The organism is Pseudomonas sp. PSPC3-2 (assembly GCF_049897085.1).
Lineage (GTDB): Bacteria > Pseudomonadota > Gammaproteobacteria > Pseudomonadales > Pseudomonadaceae > Aquipseudomonas > Aquipseudomonas paraveronii.
Genome location: NZ_JAFCVO010000001.1, coordinates 112,806 through 133,041 on the forward strand (window position 1 = coordinate 112,806; position 20,236 = coordinate 133,041).

16 protein-coding genes and 2 pseudogenes are annotated in these 20,236 nt (G+C 57.5%); 17 read left to right on the forward strand and 1 reads right to left on the reverse strand.

The features are described from left to right. Nucleotides 1–5: 5 nt before the first annotated feature. The 12 genes and pseudogenes from ACP7CJ_RS00525 (at nucleotide 6) to ACP7CJ_RS00580 (ending at nucleotide 12,822) form a co-directional block, all read left to right on the forward strand. Nucleotides 6–1,676 carry a DUF1302 domain-containing protein gene (locus tag ACP7CJ_RS00525; RefSeq protein ID WP_426099674.1) on the forward strand — a complete coding sequence of 557 codons (1,671 nt, stop codon included), beginning with the start codon at nucleotides 6–8 and terminating at the stop codon, nucleotides 1,674–1,676. Nucleotides 1,677–1,690: 14 nt separating this feature from the next. Next, entirely contained in the window at nucleotides 1,691–3,058 is a 1,368-nt protein-coding gene (locus tag ACP7CJ_RS00530; RefSeq protein ID WP_426099673.1) for a DUF1329 domain-containing protein, read from the forward strand. A 51-nt stretch (nucleotides 3,059–3,109) separates the two neighbouring features. Next, nucleotides 3,110–4,240, forward strand: a complete 1,131-nt coding sequence (locus ACP7CJ_RS00535) for a WD40/YVTN/BNR-like repeat-containing protein (RefSeq protein ID WP_426099672.1) — start codon at nucleotides 3,110–3,112, stop codon at nucleotides 4,238–4,240. Between the two features lie 3 nt (nucleotides 4,241–4,243). Beyond that, nucleotides 4,244–6,736, forward strand: a complete 2,493-nt coding sequence (locus ACP7CJ_RS00540) for an efflux RND transporter permease subunit (RefSeq protein ID WP_426099671.1) — start codon at nucleotides 4,244–4,246, stop codon at nucleotides 6,734–6,736. After that, nucleotides 6,726–7,928, forward strand: a complete 1,203-nt coding sequence (locus ACP7CJ_RS00545) for an MFS transporter (protein ID WP_426099670.1) — start codon at nucleotides 6,726–6,728, stop codon at nucleotides 7,926–7,928. Before ACP7CJ_RS00540 ends, ACP7CJ_RS00545 begins: the two co-directional genes overlap by 11 nt. Nucleotides 7,929–8,058: 130 nt before the next feature. Beyond that, a pseudogene (locus ACP7CJ_RS00550) lies at nucleotides 8,059–8,244 on the forward strand (Rieske 2Fe-2S domain-containing protein); the annotation flags it as partial. 220 nt (nucleotides 8,245–8,464) lie between these two features. Beyond that, nucleotides 8,465–8,620 (forward strand): annotated as a pseudogene (locus ACP7CJ_RS00555) (2Fe-2S iron-sulfur cluster-binding protein); the annotation flags it as partial. An 87-nt stretch (nucleotides 8,621–8,707) separates the two neighbouring features. Further along, nucleotides 8,708–9,289: a cupin domain-containing protein gene (locus tag ACP7CJ_RS00560; protein ID WP_426099734.1), complete on the forward strand. Its 582-nt coding sequence runs from the start codon at nucleotides 8,708–8,710 to the stop codon at nucleotides 9,287–9,289. Beyond that, nucleotides 9,286–10,269, forward strand: coding sequence for a fumarylacetoacetate hydrolase family protein (locus ACP7CJ_RS00565; RefSeq protein ID WP_426099669.1), 984 nt, complete (start codon nucleotides 9,286–9,288; stop codon nucleotides 10,267–10,269). Before ACP7CJ_RS00560 ends, ACP7CJ_RS00565 begins: the two co-directional genes overlap by 4 nt. An 11-nt stretch (nucleotides 10,270–10,280) precedes the next feature. Further along, complete coding sequence (locus ACP7CJ_RS00570) at nucleotides 10,281–11,291, forward strand: NAD-dependent epimerase/dehydratase family protein (RefSeq protein WP_426099668.1); 1,011 nt, start codon at nucleotides 10,281–10,283, stop codon at nucleotides 11,289–11,291. Continuing rightward, complete coding sequence (locus ACP7CJ_RS00575) at nucleotides 11,278–12,063, forward strand: cyclase family protein (protein WP_426099667.1); 786 nt, start codon at nucleotides 11,278–11,280, stop codon at nucleotides 12,061–12,063. Before ACP7CJ_RS00570 ends, ACP7CJ_RS00575 begins: the two co-directional genes overlap by 14 nt. Before the next feature lie 12 nt (nucleotides 12,064–12,075). Continuing rightward, nucleotides 12,076–12,822 carry a FadR/GntR family transcriptional regulator gene (locus ACP7CJ_RS00580; protein WP_426099666.1) on the forward strand — a complete coding sequence of 249 codons (747 nt, stop codon included), beginning with the start codon at nucleotides 12,076–12,078 and terminating at the stop codon, nucleotides 12,820–12,822. On the opposite strand, the gene ACP7CJ_RS00585 is transcribed toward ACP7CJ_RS00580, so the two are convergent. After that, a complete protein-coding gene (locus ACP7CJ_RS00585) occupies nucleotides 12,812–13,735 on the reverse strand; it encodes a LysR family transcriptional regulator (protein ID WP_426099665.1) in 924 nt (307 codons plus the stop codon). The genes ACP7CJ_RS00580 and ACP7CJ_RS00585 overlap by 11 nt on opposite strands. A 281-nt stretch (nucleotides 13,736–14,016) precedes the next feature. Between ACP7CJ_RS00585 and ACP7CJ_RS00590 the strand changes: the two genes are divergently transcribed. The 5 genes from ACP7CJ_RS00590 (at nucleotide 14,017) to ACP7CJ_RS00610 (ending at nucleotide 20,089) form a co-directional block, all read left to right on the forward strand. Next, nucleotides 14,017–14,976, forward strand: coding sequence for a LysR family transcriptional regulator (locus ACP7CJ_RS00590; RefSeq protein WP_426099664.1), 960 nt, complete (start codon nucleotides 14,017–14,019; stop codon nucleotides 14,974–14,976). Between the two features lie 99 nt (nucleotides 14,977–15,075). After that, on the forward strand, nucleotides 15,076–16,086 hold the full coding sequence (locus ACP7CJ_RS00595) for an ornithine cyclodeaminase family protein (protein WP_426099663.1): 1,011 nt from the start codon (nucleotides 15,076–15,078) through the stop codon (nucleotides 16,084–16,086). Between the two features lie 27 nt (nucleotides 16,087–16,113). Further along, complete coding sequence (locus ACP7CJ_RS00600) at nucleotides 16,114–17,130, forward strand: dihydrodipicolinate synthase family protein (protein WP_426099662.1); 1,017 nt, start codon at nucleotides 16,114–16,116, stop codon at nucleotides 17,128–17,130. A gap of 16 nt (nucleotides 17,131–17,146) precedes the next feature. After that, the gene (locus ACP7CJ_RS00605) at nucleotides 17,147–18,616 is read left to right on the forward strand and encodes an NAD-dependent succinate-semialdehyde dehydrogenase (RefSeq protein WP_426099661.1); all 1,470 of its coding nucleotides are present in this window, start codon (nucleotides 17,147–17,149) and stop codon (nucleotides 18,614–18,616) included. Nucleotides 18,617–18,955: 339 nt separating this feature from the next. Then, complete coding sequence (locus ACP7CJ_RS00610; protein WP_426099660.1) at nucleotides 18,956–20,089, forward strand: FAD-dependent oxidoreductase; 1,134 nt, start codon at nucleotides 18,956–18,958, stop codon at nucleotides 20,087–20,089. The last annotated feature ends 147 nt before the right edge of the window (nucleotides 20,090–20,236 follow it).

Genomic DNA, 20,236 nt, shown 5'->3' on the forward strand with positions numbered 1-20,236 from the left:
TCTCCATGGCACGTAAAAATGCTGCGGTTTTTCGCGGCGAACGTCCTCCCTTTGCCCTGAGTCTGGCTGCGCTGATGCTTGGCATGATCGGTGCCAATGCCAATGCCTTTGAGTTCGACTCCGGCAATCCCGATCTTCGCGTACGTTGGGACAATACACTCAAATACAGTGCTGCCTGGCGGGTGGAAGGCCAGTCCGACAAGCTGACCAAAGGACAGACTTCCCTCAATCTGGACGACGGTGATCGTAATTTCGACAAAGGCCTGATTTCCAACCGCCTTGATCTGTTGTCGGAGTTCGACGTCACTTACCAGAACTTCGGTGCTCGGCTCAGCGGTGCCGCCTGGTACGACGATGTCTACAACAAGAAAACCGACAACAACGACTCAGGTCGCAATAACAGTCTGTCCGGCGATGATTTCCCCAGTGACACCCGCGAGCTGCACGGCCGCAAGGCTGAGTTGCTGGATGCGTTCATCTTCGGTAAAGGACACATCGGCGATAGAGCGATCTCAGGTCGAATCGGCCAATACGCCATGCAATGGGGTGAAAGCCTTTACTACGGCGCGAACGGTATCGCCGGTGGCATGGCGCCTATCGACGTGGCCAAGAGCTTGTCGGTACCCAATACCCAATTCAAAGAGTTGATCCGACCGGTCAAACAAGTCTCTACACAATTTGAACTCACATCGGAAGTATCGATTGGCGCGTACTACCAATTTGAGTGGGAGGCTAACCGCCTTCCGGCCTCGGGGAGCTACTTCTCGACGGATGATTATTTCGGTGATGGCAACGAGAGGATGTATGTGGGCTCGCCTGTAATGCCAGGAGGCGAGTCTCTGGCTTTCTATCATGGCAAGGACAAGGACGCGAAAGACTCGGGGCAGGGCGGCTTGCAACTGCGTATTCGCGGCGAGAGTGTGGACTGGGGGCTTTATGCGATCCGGTTTCATGACAAATCACCGCAGCTCAATGTGCGCCCGGATTTCGCCAATCTCAATCCTCAGACGGGCAAGGCTGGGGAATATTATTGGCTCTATCCCGAGGGGATTGAGGCCGTTGGCGGCAGTTTCTCCCTTACCCAGGGCGACTACAACATCGCCGGCGAAGTCTCGACGCGCTGGCACCAACCCCTGGCGTCGACCAACCAGCGCACGCTGCTAGCGGGAGAAGCCCTGGACAATGGCGACGGCTCGCTTTACGCCACGGGGCACACCTTGCACGCCAACCTGTCCTGGCTCGCAACCTTGGGCCCTTCGGTGCTTTCTCAGGAAGCCAGTTTCACCGGTGAGTTCGCCTGGAACCGGACCCTGAGTGTTACTCACAGCCCGGCCGCCCTGGATTCCAATGCCGACCGCGATGCCTGGAGCATGCGCACCGTCTACGAGCCGATGTACCGCCAGGCATTTCCCGGCCTGGATATCAGCGTTCCGATGGGCATCAGCTACACCCACGGTAAGTCGTCAGCCCTGGGCACCGGTTTCGGTGTCGATCACGGTGGCGATATCAACATCGGGATCAAGGGCAACTACCTCAATAGTTGGAATTTGGGCCTGACCTACACCCATTACTACGGGCCGGAGAATACTTTTCTCGATGCAAACAATAACTACACCTATGGCCAAACGATGAAAGACCGTGACTTCGTTTCTTTCTCCGTCAGCCGTACTTTTTGAGTCAGGGGCAACCGATGAATACCTATAAACGCATCGCTACTTTGTTTACGTGCCTGGCTTCTTCATTGCTGATTGCCCAAGGTGCCCTCGGAGCCGTATCGGCCGAGGAGGCTGCCAAGCTGAAGACCACCCTGACGCCGCTGGGCGCCGAGCGCGCCGGTAACGCCAGTGGGACGATTCCTGCCTGGGACGGTGGCTACACCAAGGTCGACCCCAACTTTAAAAATGGCGGTAGACGCGGTGATCCGTTCGCCAACGAAAAACCGCTGTACACCATCACGGCGCAAAACATGGGGCAGTACAGCGATCAGCTGTCCGATGGTATTAAAGCGATGCTCAAGAAGTATCCGCAGACTTACCGCCTGGATGTCTATCCGACTCACCGGACCGCTGCCGCACCTCAAATTGTGTATGACACAACCTTCAAGAATGCGACCCAAAGCAAACTGGTCAATGGTGAAGGTGGGCCTGAACCCGAGAATGCCGCAGGCGGTATTCCATTCCCGATTCCGCAAAGTGGCGCCGAAGCCATGTGGAACCATCTGACTCGCTGGCGCGGGGCGTCCTGGCACGCCAGTTTCCTTCAGTACCTGGTGACCTCCGACGGCAAGCCCGTGCTGACCAACGATTCGCGGGCCGATTATCAGATGCCATGGTATTTGCCCAAAGGCACCAACGATAACGGCGTTTTCTGGGCCACGCGGATGACTAACGATGGGCCACCGCTGCGTGCCGGAGAAGGGATCGTCGGGCGTGAGAATCTCAATTCGGACAAAACGGTAGCTTGGACTTATCTGCCAGGGCAGCGTCGGGTCCGTCGTCTGCCCAATAATTGCTGCGATACACCGACGCCGGCCAGCGCCGGGGTCATGAGCTTCGATGAACTGTATGTGTTCACCGGTCGAATCGACCGTTTCAACTGGAAACTGCTGGGTAAGAAGGAACTGTACATCCCGTATAACTCGAACAAAGTCTTTACCGCCAATTCCCCCGCCGATCTGATGGGCCAGCATCACATGAACCCTGATTCGATCCGCTGGGAACTGCACCGCGTCTGGGTGGTGCAGGCAACGCTGGCCGAAGGCAAGCGCCATGTACTCCCCAAGAACACTTACTACCTCGATGAAGACACTTGGAGTGCGGTACTGGCTGACCGATATGACGCCCAGAACCAGTTGGTGAAAGTGTTGTGGACGACCCCCGTCGTGTTGCCTGACCTGCCAGGTGTGGTGACCGTCAACCATGGCTTCTACGACTTGCTGTCCGGCGCTTGGTTTGCAGGCGAAATGTATGCCGGCAAGAGCGAGCAGTACCGAATCATGCCCACTTATCCGGACTCGGTTTTTACCGGCGATTCGCTGGCCGGTGAAGGCGTTCGCTGACACCAGGCGTGCGCCCGTGCATGTGGGCGCCTCCACTCGAGGAGAGGATTGATGGTTTGTCGTCTTAACTACAAGACCCTGCTTGCAAGCGGGCTGCTTTGTGCGCTGCCGACCTTGGCGGTGACGCTAAACGTGCAAGCCGCCGAGCAACCCGATGTGCTGGCGCAACCCAGTGTGATAACGCAACAGGCCACGCATGCCGTGCTGTTGGATATCACGCGGGTTGGCCAGCGTCTGGTCGCGGTTGGTGAGCGAGGTGTGCTGCTGCTGTCGGATGACAATGGCATCGGCTGGCGCCAAGTGCAGATGCCCGTGAGCGCGACCCTGACGGCGGTACAGTTTGTCGATGCCAGAAACGGCTGGGTCGTCGGGCATTCCGGTGTGGTGCTGCATTCTGCGGATGCGGGGCAGACCTGGCAGTTGCAGTTGGATGGGCTGCGCGCCGCCGGGCTGGAATTGGCCGATGCACAACAGGCCGCTGAGACCACGGCCAGCGACGATGCGCAACATCGACTGGCGGCGGCGAAACGCATGGTCGCCGATGGCGCGGATAAACCCTTTCTCGCGTTGAACTTCAGCGATGCGGAACATGGCATGGTCGTTGGCGCTTATGGCCTGGCAATGCGTACCGAGGACGGTGGTAAGCACTGGCAGTCAACGATGGGTCAAATTTCCGATGCCGAAGGCTTGCATCTATATGCGCTGGCCCGTTCCGGTGCGACGGTTTATATCGCCGGCGAACGAGGCTTGTTGCTGCGCTCACGGGATTCAGGAGCGTCATTCGAACGGCTGAACAGCCCCTATGACGGCAGCTATTTCACGCTCGCGGTGCAAGCGGACGGTGCGCTGCTGGTGGGCGGGTTGCGCGGCAATGTCTTCCGTTCACGGGATCAGGGCGAGACGTTCGAGGGGCTGGTTAATCCCGTCCCTGTCTCACTTGGATCGGCAATCGATATCGGACAACGGACGTTGTGGGTCAATCAGGCTGGCGGCCTGCTATTCGGCACGGACGACAGCCCATTTCTGCAACCTCTGGTGACGCCCGAAGGCCCGCCGTTGACCCGTGTGGTTGGCGCCGCCGACGGCTCGCTGATAGGGGCGGGATTTGCCGGTGTCCTGCGACTGTCGATGCCCGCTGTGAACCGCGTGTCCAGTACACCCGCCCAAGCCGCCCTGGAGTAATAGATGAACATCACGACTCCTCCTCGCGCTCAACCCATCATCAGTAGCCTGACCGATTTCGATCGCCACTCCGGTTCGCTTCTTGAGCGGGCACTGTTCAATCATCGGCGTCTGGTCCTGCTGATTTGCCTGCTGGTCACCGCGCTACTCGGCTGGCAGACGACGCACCTGCAACTCAACGCCAGCTTCGAGAAAATGATCCCTGACGATCATCCGTATATCGTCAATTACCTGGAAAACCGCAAGCAGTTATCCGGCCTCGGTAATGCCGTGCGTATCGCCGTGGAGAACAAGTCGGGCTCGATCTACGATGCGCACTACTTGGAGCAACTTCGAAAGCTCAATGACCAGGTGTACCTGTTGCCGGGTGTCGATCGGGCTTATATGAAGTCTTTATGGAGTCCTGCCACTCGCTGGGTGGGTGTCACCGAGGATGGGCTGGAAGGTGGACCGGTCATTCCGGATGGCTACAACGGCGATACCTCCAGCCTCGCGGCGCTCAAGCGCAATGTTGAGCGCTCCAATGAAATCGGCCAGTTGGTCGCTTTTGACCAGCGTTCGAGCATTCTGTATGTGCCGTTGCTGGAGACGACCGCCGATGGTCAACCGTTGGACTACACCAAGTTCTCCCAGCAGTTGGAAAGTCTTCGTCAGCAATACCAAAGCGATACGGTCGGCATTCACATCACTGGTTTCGCCAAGATGGTTGGCGATCTGATCGATGGTCTGAAGAAAATTCTGTTGTTCTTTGCGGCGGCGCTGCTGATCACCACCGCAGTGCTCTATTGGTTCACCCGTTGCCTGCGCAGCACCTTGCTGGTGGTCTGCTGTTCGCTGGTTGCGGTGATCTGGCAACTGGGCCTGTTGCCCATGCTTGGCTATCAACTCGACCCGTATTCGGTGCTTGTACCGTTTCTGGTGTTCGCCATCGGCATGAGTCACGGCGCGCAGAAAATGAACGGAATCATGCAGGACATCGGCCGTGGCGTTCATCAGCAAATTGCTGCTCGCTATACCTTCCGCCGGTTATTCCTGGCCGGCTTGACGGCACTGCTTTGCGATGCGGTCGGCTTTGGCGTGCTGATGATCATCAAGATCCAGGTCATTCAGGATTTGGCGGTGATTGCCAGCATCGGCGTCGCGGTGTTGATCTTCACTAACCTGATTTTGCTACCGATCCTGCTGTCCTTTCTCGGTGTGAGTCAGGCTGCGGCCCTGCGCAGTCTCAAAAGCGAGCAAATGGCCGAAGACGGTGGCGACAAGCATCCCGTGTGGCGTTTTCTCGATGTGTTTACCCAGCGCAAGTGGGCCTCCGTGGGAGTGGTCGTTGCGGGTTCGCTCGCCATCGGTGGTTATCTGGTCAGTACGCACCTCAAAATCGGCGATCTTGATCCAGGTGCGCCTGAGCTGCGCGCCGACTCGCGCTACAACATAGACAATGCGTTTATGACCGGTCATTACGGGGCCAGCAGCGATGTGTTTGCGATTATGGTCAAGACTCCGATTGGCGCCTGCTCCCGTTACGACACGCTCCGACGGGTGGATAACCTGGACTGGCAACTGCGTGGCCTGGAGGGCGTCGACTCGACCAACTCGCTCGCATTGCTTAACCGGCGCATGCTCGTCGGCCTGAGTGAGGGCAGCCCGAAGTGGTATGAGCTGCTGAACAATCAGGCGACCCTGAATATGGTTACTGCGGGGGCGCCACGGGGACTGTACAACGAAGACTGCAGCCTGCTGACGCTTTACGGCTACCTGTCCGATCACAAGGCCGACACCCTGACTCGAGTGGTCGACACCGTGGAAGCGTTCGCCCGTGACAACAATAGCGATCAGGCGCAGTTCCTGCTCGCGGCGGGCAATGCGGGTATTGAAGCGGCGACCAATATCGTCGTCAAGCAAGCCAGCCACGAGATGCTTTGGTGGGTCTATGGCGCGGTCATTCTGCTGTGCCTGGTGACTTTCCGCTCATGGCGCGCGGTGCTCTGTGCGGTGTTGCCCTTGGTGCTCACCTCAATCCTTTGCGAAGCGCTGATGGTGGTGCTGGGTATTGGCGTCAAGGTCGCGACGTTGCCGGTGATCGCCCTGGGCGTGGGGATTGGCGTGGATTACGCGCTGTATGTGATGAGCATTGTGCTGGCGCGCCTGCGTCAGGGTGAAAGCTTGTCCCAGGCCTATTACCACGCCCTGCTGTTCACCGGAAAAGTGGTGATGCTGACCGGAGTGACCTTGGCTATCGGGGTCAGCACCTGGGTGTTGTCCCCCATCAAGTTTCAGGCCGACATGGGCATTCTGCTTGCGTTTATGTTCGTCTGGAATATGGCCGGTGCGCTGATTCTGCTGCCGGCACTGGCTTACTTTCTGTTGCCCGTGAGTCGCCGTGAAGGGACAGAGCAGGCCAAAGAATGGGTACCTGACCTCAATAAGACTCATACCACCGCAGCGGTGCATCGTGAGTCGCCTAATAAGATCTTGGAGGTGTTCAGTGAGCGTTGAACGCAAGGCAGGTTTTGCGCAATCCATATTGCTGCTTCTTGGCAGTTGCCTGCCGGTATTGGGCGCGGTGCTGCTGGCCCCCGTCCTGCCCGGCATTCAGGCACATTTTGCCGACACGCCAGGGGCAAATGTGCTGGTGCCCATCGCGTTAACCTTGCCGGCCCTCATGATTGCGCTCCTGGCCCCCGTTGCCGGCCTGATCGCTGACCGCCTGGGCCGTAAGCCACTGTTGCTGGGCGCGATGCTGCTCTACAGCGTGTTTGGACTACTGCCGATCTGGCTTGAGTCTTTGCCCGCCATTGTCATCAGCAGGGCGGGTATCGGTATTGCTGAAGCCGCGATCATGACCTGTTGTACCGCCTTGATGGGCGACTATTACAGCGGTGCGCGTCGCGAGCGTTTGTTCGCTCTGCAGATGGTCGCCACCTCCCTGGCGGCGACGATTTTCATTGCAGTCGGTGGCTTGCTCGGTGAGTACGGTTGGCGCACGCCGTTTGCGCTGTATGGGGTAGGGATACTATTTCTGCCACTGATGGCCTGGTTGCTGTGGGAGCCGCGTGCGCGTGTTCGGACAGCGGCACCGACGGTGGACAAGGCATTCCCCTGGCGCGTCCTGGCTCCCTTGTATGGCCTGGCTTTCCTGACGGGTGTGAGCATGTTTGTGGTGCCGGTACAGGTCGGTTACCTGCTCAACCTGCTGCACATCGACGGGTCGCAGCAGATCGGCTTGACCATGGGCGCAAGCCAATTTGGTGTGCTCGCTGGTGCCTTGGTTTTCCGTCTGCTCAGTGGCGTGCCGGCGTACCGGCAGTTATGCCTGGCCTTTGTCACGGCCGGTATCGGCGGCGGGTTGATGGCGATAGCTGACAGCCAGGCCCTGGTCGTCATCGCCGTACTGATCAATGGTCTGGGGATCGGTCTGATGATGCCGACGCTGATCACCTGGATCATGGCCCAGGTTGACTTCCAGTACCGCGGTCGCGCCGCCGGAGGCTTTGCTGCAGCGTTCTTTGGCGGTGAGTTTTTCAGCCCGCTGATCGTGCTGGCTATTACCAGCGCGGTGAGTGGGACTTTGCAGATTGCGCTGGGCATCCTTGCAGGTCTTCAACTGGTCGTGGCAGTGGCCTGCCTTCGGCTGCGCGCAAAGAGGGCGGTTTTCCCCGGTGTTGTCGCCGCAGCCTCAGAGAGCTGATCTACACAGTATTTCTCGGAAAAAAGTCGATTGACGTGAAACCCGAAAACGCAAGGTTCAAGCCATTGACGGTGTGCTGCCCTGGATTCAATGCGGTGTCTTATCAAAATAAGAAAAGGGGGAAAACATCATGAGTTATTTGCTCAACACGTGGTACGTCGCCGGATGGGCAGAAGAGCTTGCACAGGACGCACTGCTTGGGAGAACTCTCCTTGAGAAACCCATCGTGTTCTTTCGTGATAGCCAGGGTGTGGATCGCTGCCCACATCGTTTTGCCCCACTGCATATCGGCAAGATTGTCGGTGACAGCGTTCAGTGCCCTTACCACGGCTTGCGTTTCGGTGGCGGTGGCCAATGTACTCACAACCCCCAGGGTAAAGGGAATATCCCCAAGGCCGCCTGTGTTCGCTCGTGTCCTGTCGTTGAGCGCCATGCCGCGATCCGGATCTGGCCTGGCGATCCAACACTGGCCAACGATGCGTTGATCCCCGACTTCTCCTTGTTTGAGCAGGCTCCGCGCCTTGAAGACCCGATTCGAGCAGGGCGTTTGCGGCACTTGTATGACTCGCGTATTGGAAAGCGAACCGGAACATCGCGACATGTTCTTGACCGACGCCGAGAAAGCCCAAAACGACCAGTTCACACCTTGCTGTTCTCGTGCCAGGAGCGCACGCCTGGTGCTCGATCGTTAAGGATATTTTATGAATCAAGCTCTGCCCGCTGCCGCTACGGCACTGTTATTTCTCGAACCTGTTGACGAACTGATTGAGGAGTCGAACATGCAACAACTTTCTGGTTTCAAACGAGTAGTCACCGGGCACGATGCCCAGGGTCGGGCGGTGGTTGCGCACAGCGGACCGACGCCGAGCGTCTTCTCACTCAAGTCCGTACCCGGTACGGTGTTCTATGAAGTGTGGAACAGCAGCAATAGCCCCGCGGCGCTTGATAACGGGGCCGATCCCACAGCCAAACCCCTGCAACTGAGCCCTGTGCCGTTCGGCAGCGTGGTTCGTGTCGTGGATATTCCGCCCGACAGCGTACAGAACCAAGTCAGTGAAGAAGACGCTGCGGCGGCTTTCGCCGAAATCGGCGAGTCCCATGCAGGCACCGGGACAACGGATTCGCAGCACAAGTTGATGCACCGCACCGAGACCCTCGACTACGGCATCGTCACTGAGGGCGAAGTGTGGCTGGTGCTGGATCAAGAAGAGGTACATCTCAAGCGCGGCGATATGGTTGTGCAGCGCGGTACCAATCACGCCTGGAGCAATCGCACCGAACAGATGGCTCGGATGGTGTTCATTTTGCTTGACGGTCGCTATAGCGACGAACTGGCTGTTGTACAAGGAACTCACCCATGAAGCTGGCAACCCTCAAAAGTTCAGGTCGCGATGGACGGCTAGTATTGGTCTCGCGTGATCTGCGTTTGGCACTGGATGTCGGTGATACTGCGGCCACCCTGCAACAAGCCATCGATCACTGGGCCGAAGTCGAGGCGCCGTTGCAGGCGTTGTACCAGGCACTGAACGAGGGCCGGGCGCCAGGCGCCTTCGTCTTTGATCCGGTACAGGCTGGGGCACCGTTGCCGCGTGTGTATCAGTGGCTCGATGGGTCGTCCTTCATCACCCACGGTTATCTGATGCAAAAAGCGTTTCACCTTGAGCCTATCGAAGACGTAGAAAGTATTGCGCTGATTTACCAAGGCGCCGGCGATGACTTTCTCGGATCCCGTGACGATATCCCGCTGCCCAGCGAGCAGCACGGCATTGATTTCGAAGGCGAGTTCGCGGTGGTGGTCGATGAGGTGCCGATGGGGTGCTCGGCCGAGGCTGCCATGGGGCATATCAAGCTGATCCTGCAGCTCAACGATGTCAGCCTGCGCGCCCTGGCTCCGCGTGAGATGAAAACTGGATTTGGCTTCCTCCAGGCCAAACCCTCCTCCAGTTTTGCCGCCGTCGCGGTCACCCCGGATGAGCTGGGCGATGCCTGGCATGAGGGGCGCGTGCATTTACCGCTGCAGGTGGAATGGAACGGTGAATGGTTCGGCAATCCCCATGGTGGTGCCATGCACTTCGGCTTTCACCAGCTCATTGCTCACGCCGCGCTAACCCGTCGCCTTGGCGCCGGTACGGTCGTGGGCTCGGGTACGGTCTCCAATGTCGACCGCCAAATGGGTTCGGCATGCATTGCCGAACGGCGAGCGATCGAAATGATCGAGCACGGCGCGCCACGTACCGGATTCATGCGTTTCGGTGATCGAGTGCGCATGGAGGTGCTCGACGGTAACGGGCAGTCACTATTCGGTGGTATCGATCAGCGCGTCGTTTCTGCCAAGGATTGAGGAAGACAATCATGCGGATATTAGTCACAGGGGCCAACGGTTTCATTGGTCGGATGCTGGTCGAACGACTGCTCAAGGCCGGGACTTTACGGGGGCAACCGATCAGTGCGCTGATCCTGTTGGACAAAGAGTTGAACGACTTCCCCGAGGATAACCGGCTGCGCCGTAGTCCTGGCAGTGTCGGCGACGCTGCCTTGTTACGACGGATACTGGCAGACGGTATCGATGTGGTCTTTCACCTGGTGAGCATACCCGGTGGCGCTGCGGAGCAGCATTACGCTCAAGGTTATGAAATCAATTTGCAGGCCAGTCTGGAGTTGCTCGAGCAACTGCGGCAACAGCCTGCAACCCCGGTGTTGATCTATGCCAGCAGCGTAGCGGTTTACGGTGCGACTCCGGCGGGGCGTATGGATGAGTCCGCGAACACGCATCCTGAATTGTCCTATGGCGCCCATAAGCGGATGGTTGAAATTGCGCTGAGCGATCTGGCTCGGCGTGGAGAGGTCGATGGTCGTGCGGTGCGTTTACCCGGCATCGTGGCCCGCCCTCGAGCACCCAACGGGTTGCGTTCAGCGTTCATGAGCGATCTGTTGCATGCGTTCGCAGCGGGCGATTCCTACTGTTGTCCAGTGTCTCCCCAAGCGAGGGCGTGGTGGATGTCAGCGCGCTGCTGTGTCGACAACCTCCTGCATGTAGCCGAGGTGGACGAAGCCGCACTGGGGGAGCAACGCGTCTGGCAATTGCCTGTGCTGCATCTTTCTATCTCCCAGGTCATTGACGCCCTGGCAGCGGTTTACGGTGAGCAGAGACGCGAGCTCATCACGTTTGCCCCTGACGAAAGCCTGGAAGCATTGTTCGGTCGCTACCCCGCGATGAGTACACCCAAGGCCCGCGAGCTGGGTCTGCGTCATGATGGTTCTGCTTCGGCGTTGGTTCGAAACGCTCTGAATCCCTCTTCGCGCACTCGGCGTACAGACTCGGTTAATTATTCTGCTGGAGATGTTGCTCGTGAAGTTAACTAATCGACGTTTGGTGGACTTGTCCGTCTCCTTGGAAAACAACCTGTACACCGACCCACCGCCGTTGTTACCTAAGATTGAATACAGTAACCACCAGGAAGGTTGGCCGGAGATGGCAGCCATGTTTCCTGGGTTGAAAAAATCTGATATGCCGGGCGATGAATCCTGGGCGGCTGAACGTTTGAACATCACTACCCACAGCGGCACGCATATGGATGCGCCTTGGCACTACGCCTCGACCACCGATGGCGGAAAACCGGCCTATGGCATTGATGAGCTGCCGCTGGACTGGTGCCTGCAACCCGGCGTGAAGCTGGATTTTCGGCACCTGCCCGATGGGCATGTAGTCACGGCCGCTGAAGTGGAAGGTGAATTGACACGCATCGGCCATGCCTTACAACCCTTGGACATTGTCCTGGTCAACACTCGCGCTGGAGCCTTGTTCGGCTTGCCCGGCTATCTGGAGGCTGGTGTTGGTATGGGGCGCGAGGCCACCCTGTATCTGCTGGAGAAAGGCGTGCGGGTTGTCGGTACCGACGCGTGGAGCTGGGATGCTCCATTTAAGTACACGCGCGAGCGTTTCGCTGAAAGCGGCGATGCCTCGATCATCTGGGAGGGGCACAAGGCTGGTCGGGATATTGGTTATGGCCAGATGGAAAAACTTGCCAATTTGGAAAGTCTGCCGCCCTATGGCTTTTTGGTCTCTTGCTTCCCTTACAAGATCAAACATGCGTCGGCCGGGTTTGTCCGTGCCGTGGCGATTTTCGAGGAGTGAGAATGATCGATCATGGCTGATATGAAATCGCCAACTGGCGTCCGGAAAAAACGCTTTAGCCTTTCTCAAGCGCTTGAGGCGCTATTGTCGGAGCACATTAGTGAGGGACGGCTACGAGGGGGTGAACAACTGCCCACGGAGACGGCCATCATGCTTGAGCATGGCGTAAGCAGAACGGTCGTTCGCGAAGCCATGTCTCGTTTGCAGGCTTCTGGAAAGGTAGTGACGCGCCAGGGTGTGGGGACTTTCGTGCGGGGAAGTACGCTGTCGCTAGGGCCACTCATTGATCTCGCTACGATCGACATCATCGTCGACTCCCTGGCCATCATGGAGCTGCGCATTGCTCTTGAAGTGGAAGCGGCAGGACTTGCCGCTCAACGACGAACCTCCGAGCAATTGGAGGCGATGCGTGCGGCGCTTGATCGGTTAAAAAAGCGTGAGGTCATGGCTGATGATTTGGCCACGCGGGACTTTCAGTTCCATGTGAAAATAGCTGAGGCAACCGGCAATCCCTACATTGTTGACACCCTGCGTAACCTCGGCGTCGTCATCGTCCCGCGTAGCCGGCTTGATTCTGCGCGCCTGTTCCACGATAGCCCCCTGAGTTATGAACAGCGCATTCATGATGAGCACGAAAGGATTTACCAAGCGATCCTGCGTCAGGACGTTGAATGCGCACGCGCTGCCATGCGTCTGCACCTGGATGACAGCCGCGAGCATCTGCAACAGGTTCATGAGCAGAACCGAGCTAGAGAATAGGGGGCGTATCCAGGGTTCGGATCGTATCGACCACTTTTTCGCGAAGCCAACGCAACATAGGGTCGCTGTCCATGCTGCGGTGCCAGGCCATGTATTCCTTCATGGTAGTCAGCTCCACTGGAGGGCGAATCAATCGAAGGGGCAGCGTTTTGGCGTAGAGCGCGGCCAGCCGGCTGAGCATGGTCGCTATACGTTCGGTGCCAATGATCAGGCTGGGTATCGTGCTGAAATCGTGCGTGATGACCTCCAGTCGACGGCTGCACCCGTATTGCTTTATCAGCCACTCATCCACCCCTGGCGTTCTGTTCCTGCCAAAAGTTGCGGCGATGTGACCCATCTCCAGATAGCGCTCTAACGTTAGGGTTTGGCAGACAGTGGTATTGTCTTCCCATACAACGCAGACGTGTTGTTCCTCGAAGAGTAATTGTGAAGGGTGTTGGGTCGAAACATAGTGTTCGGGGGCGATCATCAGATCGATCTCGCCATGCAGGAGCATCTCAAGAGGGGAGTCATTCGGGCTGACCAGTTCGAATGTTACAAAAGGCGCTTCTTGATTGGCTTGCTTAATGACCTCGGCAAAGATCACACATATCAGGTAGTCAGACGCCATGATACGAAAATGGCGTTTGCTCTCGGCAATGCTTTCTCCTGGTTTGTTTGTGATCGATGTCTGGATCTTGAGAAGTACCTCGCGGACGGGATTTTGCAGTTGCTTGGCCCGGGGGGTGAGCATCATTTTGCGCCCCACCTGCACAAGCAGATCGTCTTCGAAATAGATTCGCAGACGGCCGATGACACCGCTGGTCGCCGATTGAGTCATGTGTAGGCGCGCGGCAGCACGCGTGACGTTTTGCTCCTCCAACAAAACATCGAGTGCCACCAAAAGATTAAGGTCCAGATGTTCGAAGCGCATGGCATTGATCTCTTATTGTTTTTGTTTTTGACACTCTCATTGAGCGCTCAGTAGTTGTCAACTGCTTGATGCGGAACGACAGGGCGGATCAAAAATAAGCCGCATGTTTCGGCTGCTGCTTCATGTATCTTTCAACTCGATAGTGTGTATCGCCATTCGCGATGAGTGGCAAGCCGATAGCGCGTGCAAGGCCTGAACCATGGCCCTACTGTACACATAATATATTGATTCGCTTGATTATCAGGTTGTCAAGGCGAGGTGCAAGTTTTGGAGTGTGCTGCATGAAGAATAATAAAAATACTAACAATAATGATAGGTTCGACACGGTGCCGCAATGTGCGTCCATTGATTTAACAATTGTTGATCCACGATGGATATTATTTATACGAGTGGCGGCGATTGGAAGTTTAAGTAAAGTTGCGACGTTACTTGACATGCCTCAGTCCATGGTGAGTCGCAATATTGCTCTGCTCGAATCGCAATGTGGTGAACGCCTGTTCCATCGTACTGGGCGGGGCGTGGTGTTGACCGAGTTTGGGGAACAGTTGTTGCCCCGGGTATCGAGCCTTCTCACGGACGCTGAAAGCCTTGTCGATGACATTCGTAACCTGCGCGGAAAACCGGTGGGCGAAGTGGTCGTCGGCATGCTGCCTTCAGCCGTAAGGCGGTATGCGGGTGCTCTTTTTGCGGCTGCGCGTGCGCAGATGCCGGGGGTCAGGTTGCACCTGATCGAGGGGGCGAGTGCTCAACTGGAAGAGCAGTTGCACGATGGTCGCCTCGATATGGCGTTGGTCCTGCGTGAGGATGAGCAAAGTATTGGTGAGGCGTATTTCCTCGCCAGGGTACCGCTGCACTTGGTAGGACTGGCCACCGATCCGGTTATCAGTAATCGAGATATTCCATTGACGCAGTTGTCCGGGTTGCCATTGGTGGTGCCTGGGCGTCCCCATTTGCTGAGGGCCAGGCTCGATCACTTGGCAGTCGAGCACTCAATGGCTTTGTGCGTCAACGTTGAAGCCGATTCCGTTCAGCTTCAGTACGAAATCGTTGCGGCGGGCGGAGGCTACGCGATTGCCTCTGTGTTGCCAGGCTCGCTGGATCATCGACTGACCTCGGCGCGCATCGTTGACCCCGTTCTTGAGCGTTTTGTCGTGCTCGTCGAATCTCCCCGTCGACCCTTGACCCGCGCCTCCCGAGAAGTGCGTCGGCTGATCTGTAGCCTGGCCATGCCATCGACTTGAGCGATAGCTGCTTTCGATTTCACGCAGTATTCGCCGCGACACGTGCCTCGTAGGGTGTCAGTCAATCAATGGCTGATACCCGATGGCGAGGTTAACGATATGCATGACTCCAAGGCGCCCCAAGCAATTGCCCCGACGCTTTTTCTGAGCGACTCCGATGTCGCTTCGCTCGCTGACTGGAGCGGGGCCGTTGCCGCGCTCGCCGACGCGTATGCCCGCCCCACATCGGATGCGATGGTGCCCCCTCGCTCCATGGCTCGGGGCGACGGTATCTGGTTGCGCAGTTTGACCGCAGTGTCACCCGCTGGTGGCCACATGGGATGCAAGTTGATTGCGGCGTCAATGCGGGCCCGTTGCGCCAGTTATCTGATTGCATTGTTCAATCAGCAGACCATGGCGCTCAGCGCCCTGATCGACGGCAACCGGGTGACGGGTTTGCGTACCGCTGCAACCGCTGTACTGGCGATAGATCGACTCGCACCTCAGCGGGCATTGCGGGTTGGCGTGATTGGCTCTGGGTTTGAAGCACGCGGCGCGCTGGACTGCCTCAAGTCCGTGCGTGAGGTGGCCCGGGTACGCGTGTTCAGCCCTACACCCGCCAGTCGTGAGCGTTTTGCCGAGAGCTTCAGGCCAGCGCTGGATATTGAAGCGGTGAACAGTGCGCAAGAGGCGGTACAGGAATGTGATGTGGTGATTTGCGCCGCACGCAGTCGCGACGAGTCGCCGGTGTTGCAGGGGGCGTGGTTGTCGGCAGGCACGACGGTCGTTTCATTGGGTTCGACCTTGCCTGAGCAACGAGAGGTCGATGCGGTCACGATGGAACGAGCCGTTTGCATCGTTGCTGACATGCCCCACGAGGTGCTTCACGACACCGGCGACGCCATCGCTGCGCTCAGTGTCGGCGTAAAAGTCGCCGAGAAGTTAATACCGTTGGCCGATTTGGTTGGCGGTCGTGTCCATCCACGTCAAAACGAAAGCGACATTGTTCTCTACAAATCGGTCGGATCGGCCCTGCAGGATGTCGTCATGGCCGAAATGCTTTATGAGCGCGCCAAACAGCAAGGCATCGGTATCGACCAGCTCACCAGTATTGTCCCTGTCTCGAAGTAAACCCTCCATCGCTTGAAGGAAATCATCATGACCCTCTACAAAAAAGCGGATGCCCGTGCCTGGGCGCGTGAAAACCTGATTGGCTGCTCGGCAGTCACTATCCCCAGCTTCAGCGCCGACCTCAAGCGCCTCAATGAACGTGGCATTCGCCACGACATCGAGCATACGGTCGGACTCGGTTACAGCGCCACATTGCTCTGCAGCGAGCTTGCCATTACTGCGCAAGAAAACGCGCAGTTCACCGCCTGGGCCCGTGAGTCCGGAAAAAATCTGATCCTGTTCTTCCATGCCGCGTTTGGCACGCTCGCCGAGAATATCGAGGCCGCGAAACTCGCCGAGAAAGCGGGGGCAGACATTGTTCTGCTCTCTTACCCACCGCAGTTCTGGCCGACGTCTGAACAGGAAATCTACGACTACACCAAGTCATTCTGTGACGCGACGGATCTTGCGGTGATGCTGTTCCCGATTCCGCTCTGGGGTTTTGAGCGCGTGCATCCGTCCGGTATGTCCTTGGCGCTGGTACGTCGTTTGCTGGCCGATTGCCCGAATATTGCAGCCATCAAGGCGGAGCAGGGTTTTCCGCTGCCAGCAGGTCTCTGCGAGATGTACCACCACTTCCGGGATCAGGTCGTGATCAGTTGCCCGATCGAAGGCGATGCGATTCCATTGATGAGTTTGATGGAACTGCAGTTTTCCGGCACCAGCAACACCGCCTGGATGAGCGACTACTACCCGAAAGCTTTTGAGCTGGCACGCACGGGCCGGTTCGAGGAAGCGATGGAGTTGTATTGGAAGGTCAACCCGGCACGTGGCGCCAACGGCGCAGCGGCTCAGACATATGCAGGCGGGACTGGGGTGCTCAACCGCACGATGTGGAAGTACCAAGACTGGCTCGCCGGATTCAACGGCGGCCCGCTTCGCGCGCCCGCGATGCGAGTGCCGGATCGCCTGATGAAGTCTTTGCGTCAAGGGCTGGTTGCAGCCGGGCTGCCGGTGACGTCGGATCCTGATAGCGCCTTCATGATCGGGCGTAACCCTTGCTGAGTACGAGGATTGCCAAGTGAAGCATTTACTAAAAGATCCGACCCTGTGGCGTACAAGCGCCTTCATCGGCGGAGAGTGGCTGCACGAAACGCCGCACGGCCAGTACACGCTGCGTAATCCGGTCGATCAAGCGGTGCTCGCCGAGTTACCGCGCTGCCGCGAAGCCGAAGTACGCCATGCAATCGATGCCGCGCACGAAGCGTTTGGTCCATGGCGGCGCTTGACGGCGAAACACCGTGGTGAGGTGCTGCGGCGTTGGTACGAGTTGATGGTTGAAAATCGCGAGGACATTGCCACGCTGATTACCTTGGAGGAGGGCAAACCACTGGACGAGGCGCGTGGTGAAGTCGATTACGCAGCGTCCTTTGTCCGATGGTTTTCTGAGGAAGCCACTCGGGTGCGTGGCGAACTGATCCCCGGCGTAAAAGAAACCCAGCGCATTGTTGTACTGCGCGAGCCCATCGGGGTCTGCGCGGCGATAACGCCCTGGAATTTCCCTGCCGCCATGATTACTCGCAAGGCTGCTCCGGCCCTGGCGGCGGGCTGCACCATGGTCGTGAAACCTGCAAGCCAAACGCCGTTGACTGCGCTCGCGCTCGCCGAACTTGCGCAACGTGCTGGCGTGCCAGCCGGTGTTTTCAGCGTTGTCACAGGTAATGACACGCGAGATATCGCGGGCGAACTCACGAGCAACCCGTTGGTGCGCAAACTCACGTTTACAGGCTCCACCGAAGTGGGCCGGTTACTGCTGGCGCAGGCGGCGCAGACGGTCAAGAAGTGCTCCATGGAGTTAGGCGGCAACGCCCCCTTCATTGTCTTCGATGATGCTGATCTTGACGCTGCGGCTGACGCGGTGATGTTGGCTAAATTTCGCAACGGTGGGCAGTCATGTATCGGGGCGAACAGGGTATTGGTGCAGTCCGGGATTTATGACGCACTGGCCGATCGCATCGTCGAGCGCATGGCACGACTGAAGGTTGGCAATGGTCTGGAACCTGGCGTGCAGGTGGGGCCATTGATTGATAAAGCGGCGGTGCGAAAATCCCAAGAGCTGGTTGATGATGCCTTGGCCCAAGGTGCTCGACTGTTGTCCGGCGGTACGTGTCATGCACTCGGTGGGTGTTTCTTCCAGCCCACCTTATTGGCCGATGTGACGCATGGGATGAGGATTGCTCGAGAAGAGATATTCGGCCCTGTCATGCCGCTGGTGCGTTTCGATAATGATGAGGAAGCCATCACGATGGCCAATGACAGCGAGTATGGCCTTGCGGCGTATCTGTTCAGCCGCGATGCGGCGCGTATCTGGCGTAATGCTGCGCGCATTGAGTCGGGCATGGTCGGGATCAACTGCGGTTTGATCTCGAATGAGGTCGCTCCCTTCGGTGGGGTGAAGCAAAGCGGACTGGGGCGAGAGGGGTCTCACCTGGGGATCGACGAGTTCCTTGAGGTGAAATACCTCTGCTGGGACGGATTGGAAAGTGCCTGAAGTTCTGTAGTCGATCATAGGCAGCGACTCAAAGAAATGCGGCTCATGTGAGCCGCATTTTTTCAGGGTGACGCTCGAGGTTTTCGACTAATCCGCGTAGACCCCAGACAGGGGAGAAGCCGCTTCAACCCTGTTCCCTGCACCCATCACTTCCAACGATACCTCAGATTGCATAACGCGATTTCAGCGCTGATACCCAGTCCGATAGTCTCGTTCCTGATCCGGCATTGTCTGTCGGAATCTTATGTGTTTTCAGCATTCGGTCGATAGCGCCGCGGAGCACATCGGTGCGCAACGCAATGTCCGTCCGGTAGAAATAAGAATAATTAGGAGTACGTGATGATTGCAGCAGTCAATAAGGTCCTGGTGATCGGAGGGGGATTCTCCGGAATGACAGCGGCCATCCAGCTTGCCCGCGAGGGCGTTGAAGTAGATCTGGTTGAAATAGATCCTTTGTGGTGTCCGCTGGGCGCCGGAATCACTCTCAGCGGTCCCACTCTGAGGGCGCTCGATACCGTCGGTATCCTCGAGCAGGTGGCCAGCGAAGGGTATCTGTCGAAAGATTTCGATGTATTTTCACCCGCAGGCGAACTGATTGTGCAACTGGCAACTCGACCTCCGATCAGCAGCAAACCGATCCCCGGTGGTGGTGGGATTCTGCGTCCCGTATTAGCTCGAATTTTCTCTGATAAGACGCGAGAAGTGGGAACTCACGTGCGCCTGGGTATTACCTTTGAAACCATTGTCCAGCGTGGAGATGGCGTCGAAGTGACTTTTACTGATGGAACCTCAGGGATCTACGACCTGGTAATTGCTTCCGATGGCGTTCACTCACGGATGCGAAAGGCGTTTTTCCCAGAAGCACCTTCGCCAAAACCCATTCACCAGAGTGTCTGGCGTGCCGTACTGAAGCGGCCACCGGAAATCATACGTCCCAGTCATTGGCTAGGGCGCACTAAAGTGGGCGTCAATCCCATTTCAGACACGCATATGTATATGTTCCTCATGGAAAGCCGCGAGCATTCCGAGTGGATCGATCCGGAAAAATGGCCTGGCGAAATGGCGCGCCTTCTGGGTGAGTTTCCGGCTCCGCTCCTGCAAACACTTGTGCCTCAATTGTACGAGCCGTCCGCCAGTATCGATTACCGGCCGCTGGCGAATCTCTTGGTGCCTTTACCCTGGCATAAAGACCGCATCATTATGATTGGCGATACCGTGCATGCCACTACACCTCATTTGGCGTCGGGCGCGGGAATTGGCATTGAAAGCGCCATCGTGCTCGCCGAAGAACTGTTTAGCCATAGTGACCTGCAGGTCGCTTTGAGTCGTTTCGAAGAGCGGCGTTGGGAGCGTTGCCGGCTGGTGGTTGAGAAGTCTGCGCGCCTGTGCGAGATAGAAAAGAGCGGTGGCAGCAAGGACGAACATGCGCAGATCATGCATGAATCATTCATGACATTAGCCGAACCTATCTGACTGACCTATACCCTCCGTCTGGATTGAGAGGAAAACGCTCCTCACATTCAAGCCGGAGTTTAGCTATACAGGGCCAGTGCACATTCAATGCGGGTCCTGGACGAGGCACCCGTCGGACACTTGCGGCGTTTTGAAGATCGAAGTTGG

Coding starts and splice junctions, on each gene's coding strand:
- ACP7CJ_RS00560 (WP_426099734.1), top strand. CDS start 8,708: ATGCAACAACTTTCTGGTTTCAAACGAGTAGTCACCGGGCACGATGCC.
- ACP7CJ_RS00535 (WP_426099672.1), top strand. CDS start 3,110: ATGGTTTGTCGTCTTAACTACAAGACCCTGCTTGCAAGCGGGCTGCTT.
- ACP7CJ_RS00585 (WP_426099665.1), bottom strand. CDS start 13,735: ATGCGCTTCGAACATCTGGACCTTAATCTTTTGGTGGCACTCGATGTT.
- ACP7CJ_RS00600 (WP_426099662.1), top strand. CDS start 16,114: ATGACCCTCTACAAAAAAGCGGATGCCCGTGCCTGGGCGCGTGAAAAC.
- ACP7CJ_RS00530 (WP_426099673.1), top strand. CDS start 1,691: ATGAATACCTATAAACGCATCGCTACTTTGTTTACGTGCCTGGCTTCT.
- ACP7CJ_RS00570 (WP_426099668.1), top strand. CDS start 10,281: ATGCGGATATTAGTCACAGGGGCCAACGGTTTCATTGGTCGGATGCTG.
- ACP7CJ_RS00595 (WP_426099663.1), top strand. CDS start 15,076: ATGCATGACTCCAAGGCGCCCCAAGCAATTGCCCCGACGCTTTTTCTG.
- ACP7CJ_RS00565 (WP_426099669.1), top strand. CDS start 9,286: ATGAAGCTGGCAACCCTCAAAAGTTCAGGTCGCGATGGACGGCTAGTA.
- ACP7CJ_RS00540 (WP_426099671.1), top strand. CDS start 4,244: ATGAACATCACGACTCCTCCTCGCGCTCAACCCATCATCAGTAGCCTG.
- ACP7CJ_RS00525 (WP_426099674.1), top strand. CDS start 6: ATGGCACGTAAAAATGCTGCGGTTTTTCGCGGCGAACGTCCTCCCTTT.
- ACP7CJ_RS00610 (WP_426099660.1), top strand. CDS start 18,956: ATGATTGCAGCAGTCAATAAGGTCCTGGTGATCGGAGGGGGATTCTCC.
- ACP7CJ_RS00580 (WP_426099666.1), top strand. CDS start 12,076: ATGGCTGATATGAAATCGCCAACTGGCGTCCGGAAAAAACGCTTTAGC.
- ACP7CJ_RS00590 (WP_426099664.1), top strand. CDS start 14,017: ATGAAGAATAATAAAAATACTAACAATAATGATAGGTTCGACACGGTG.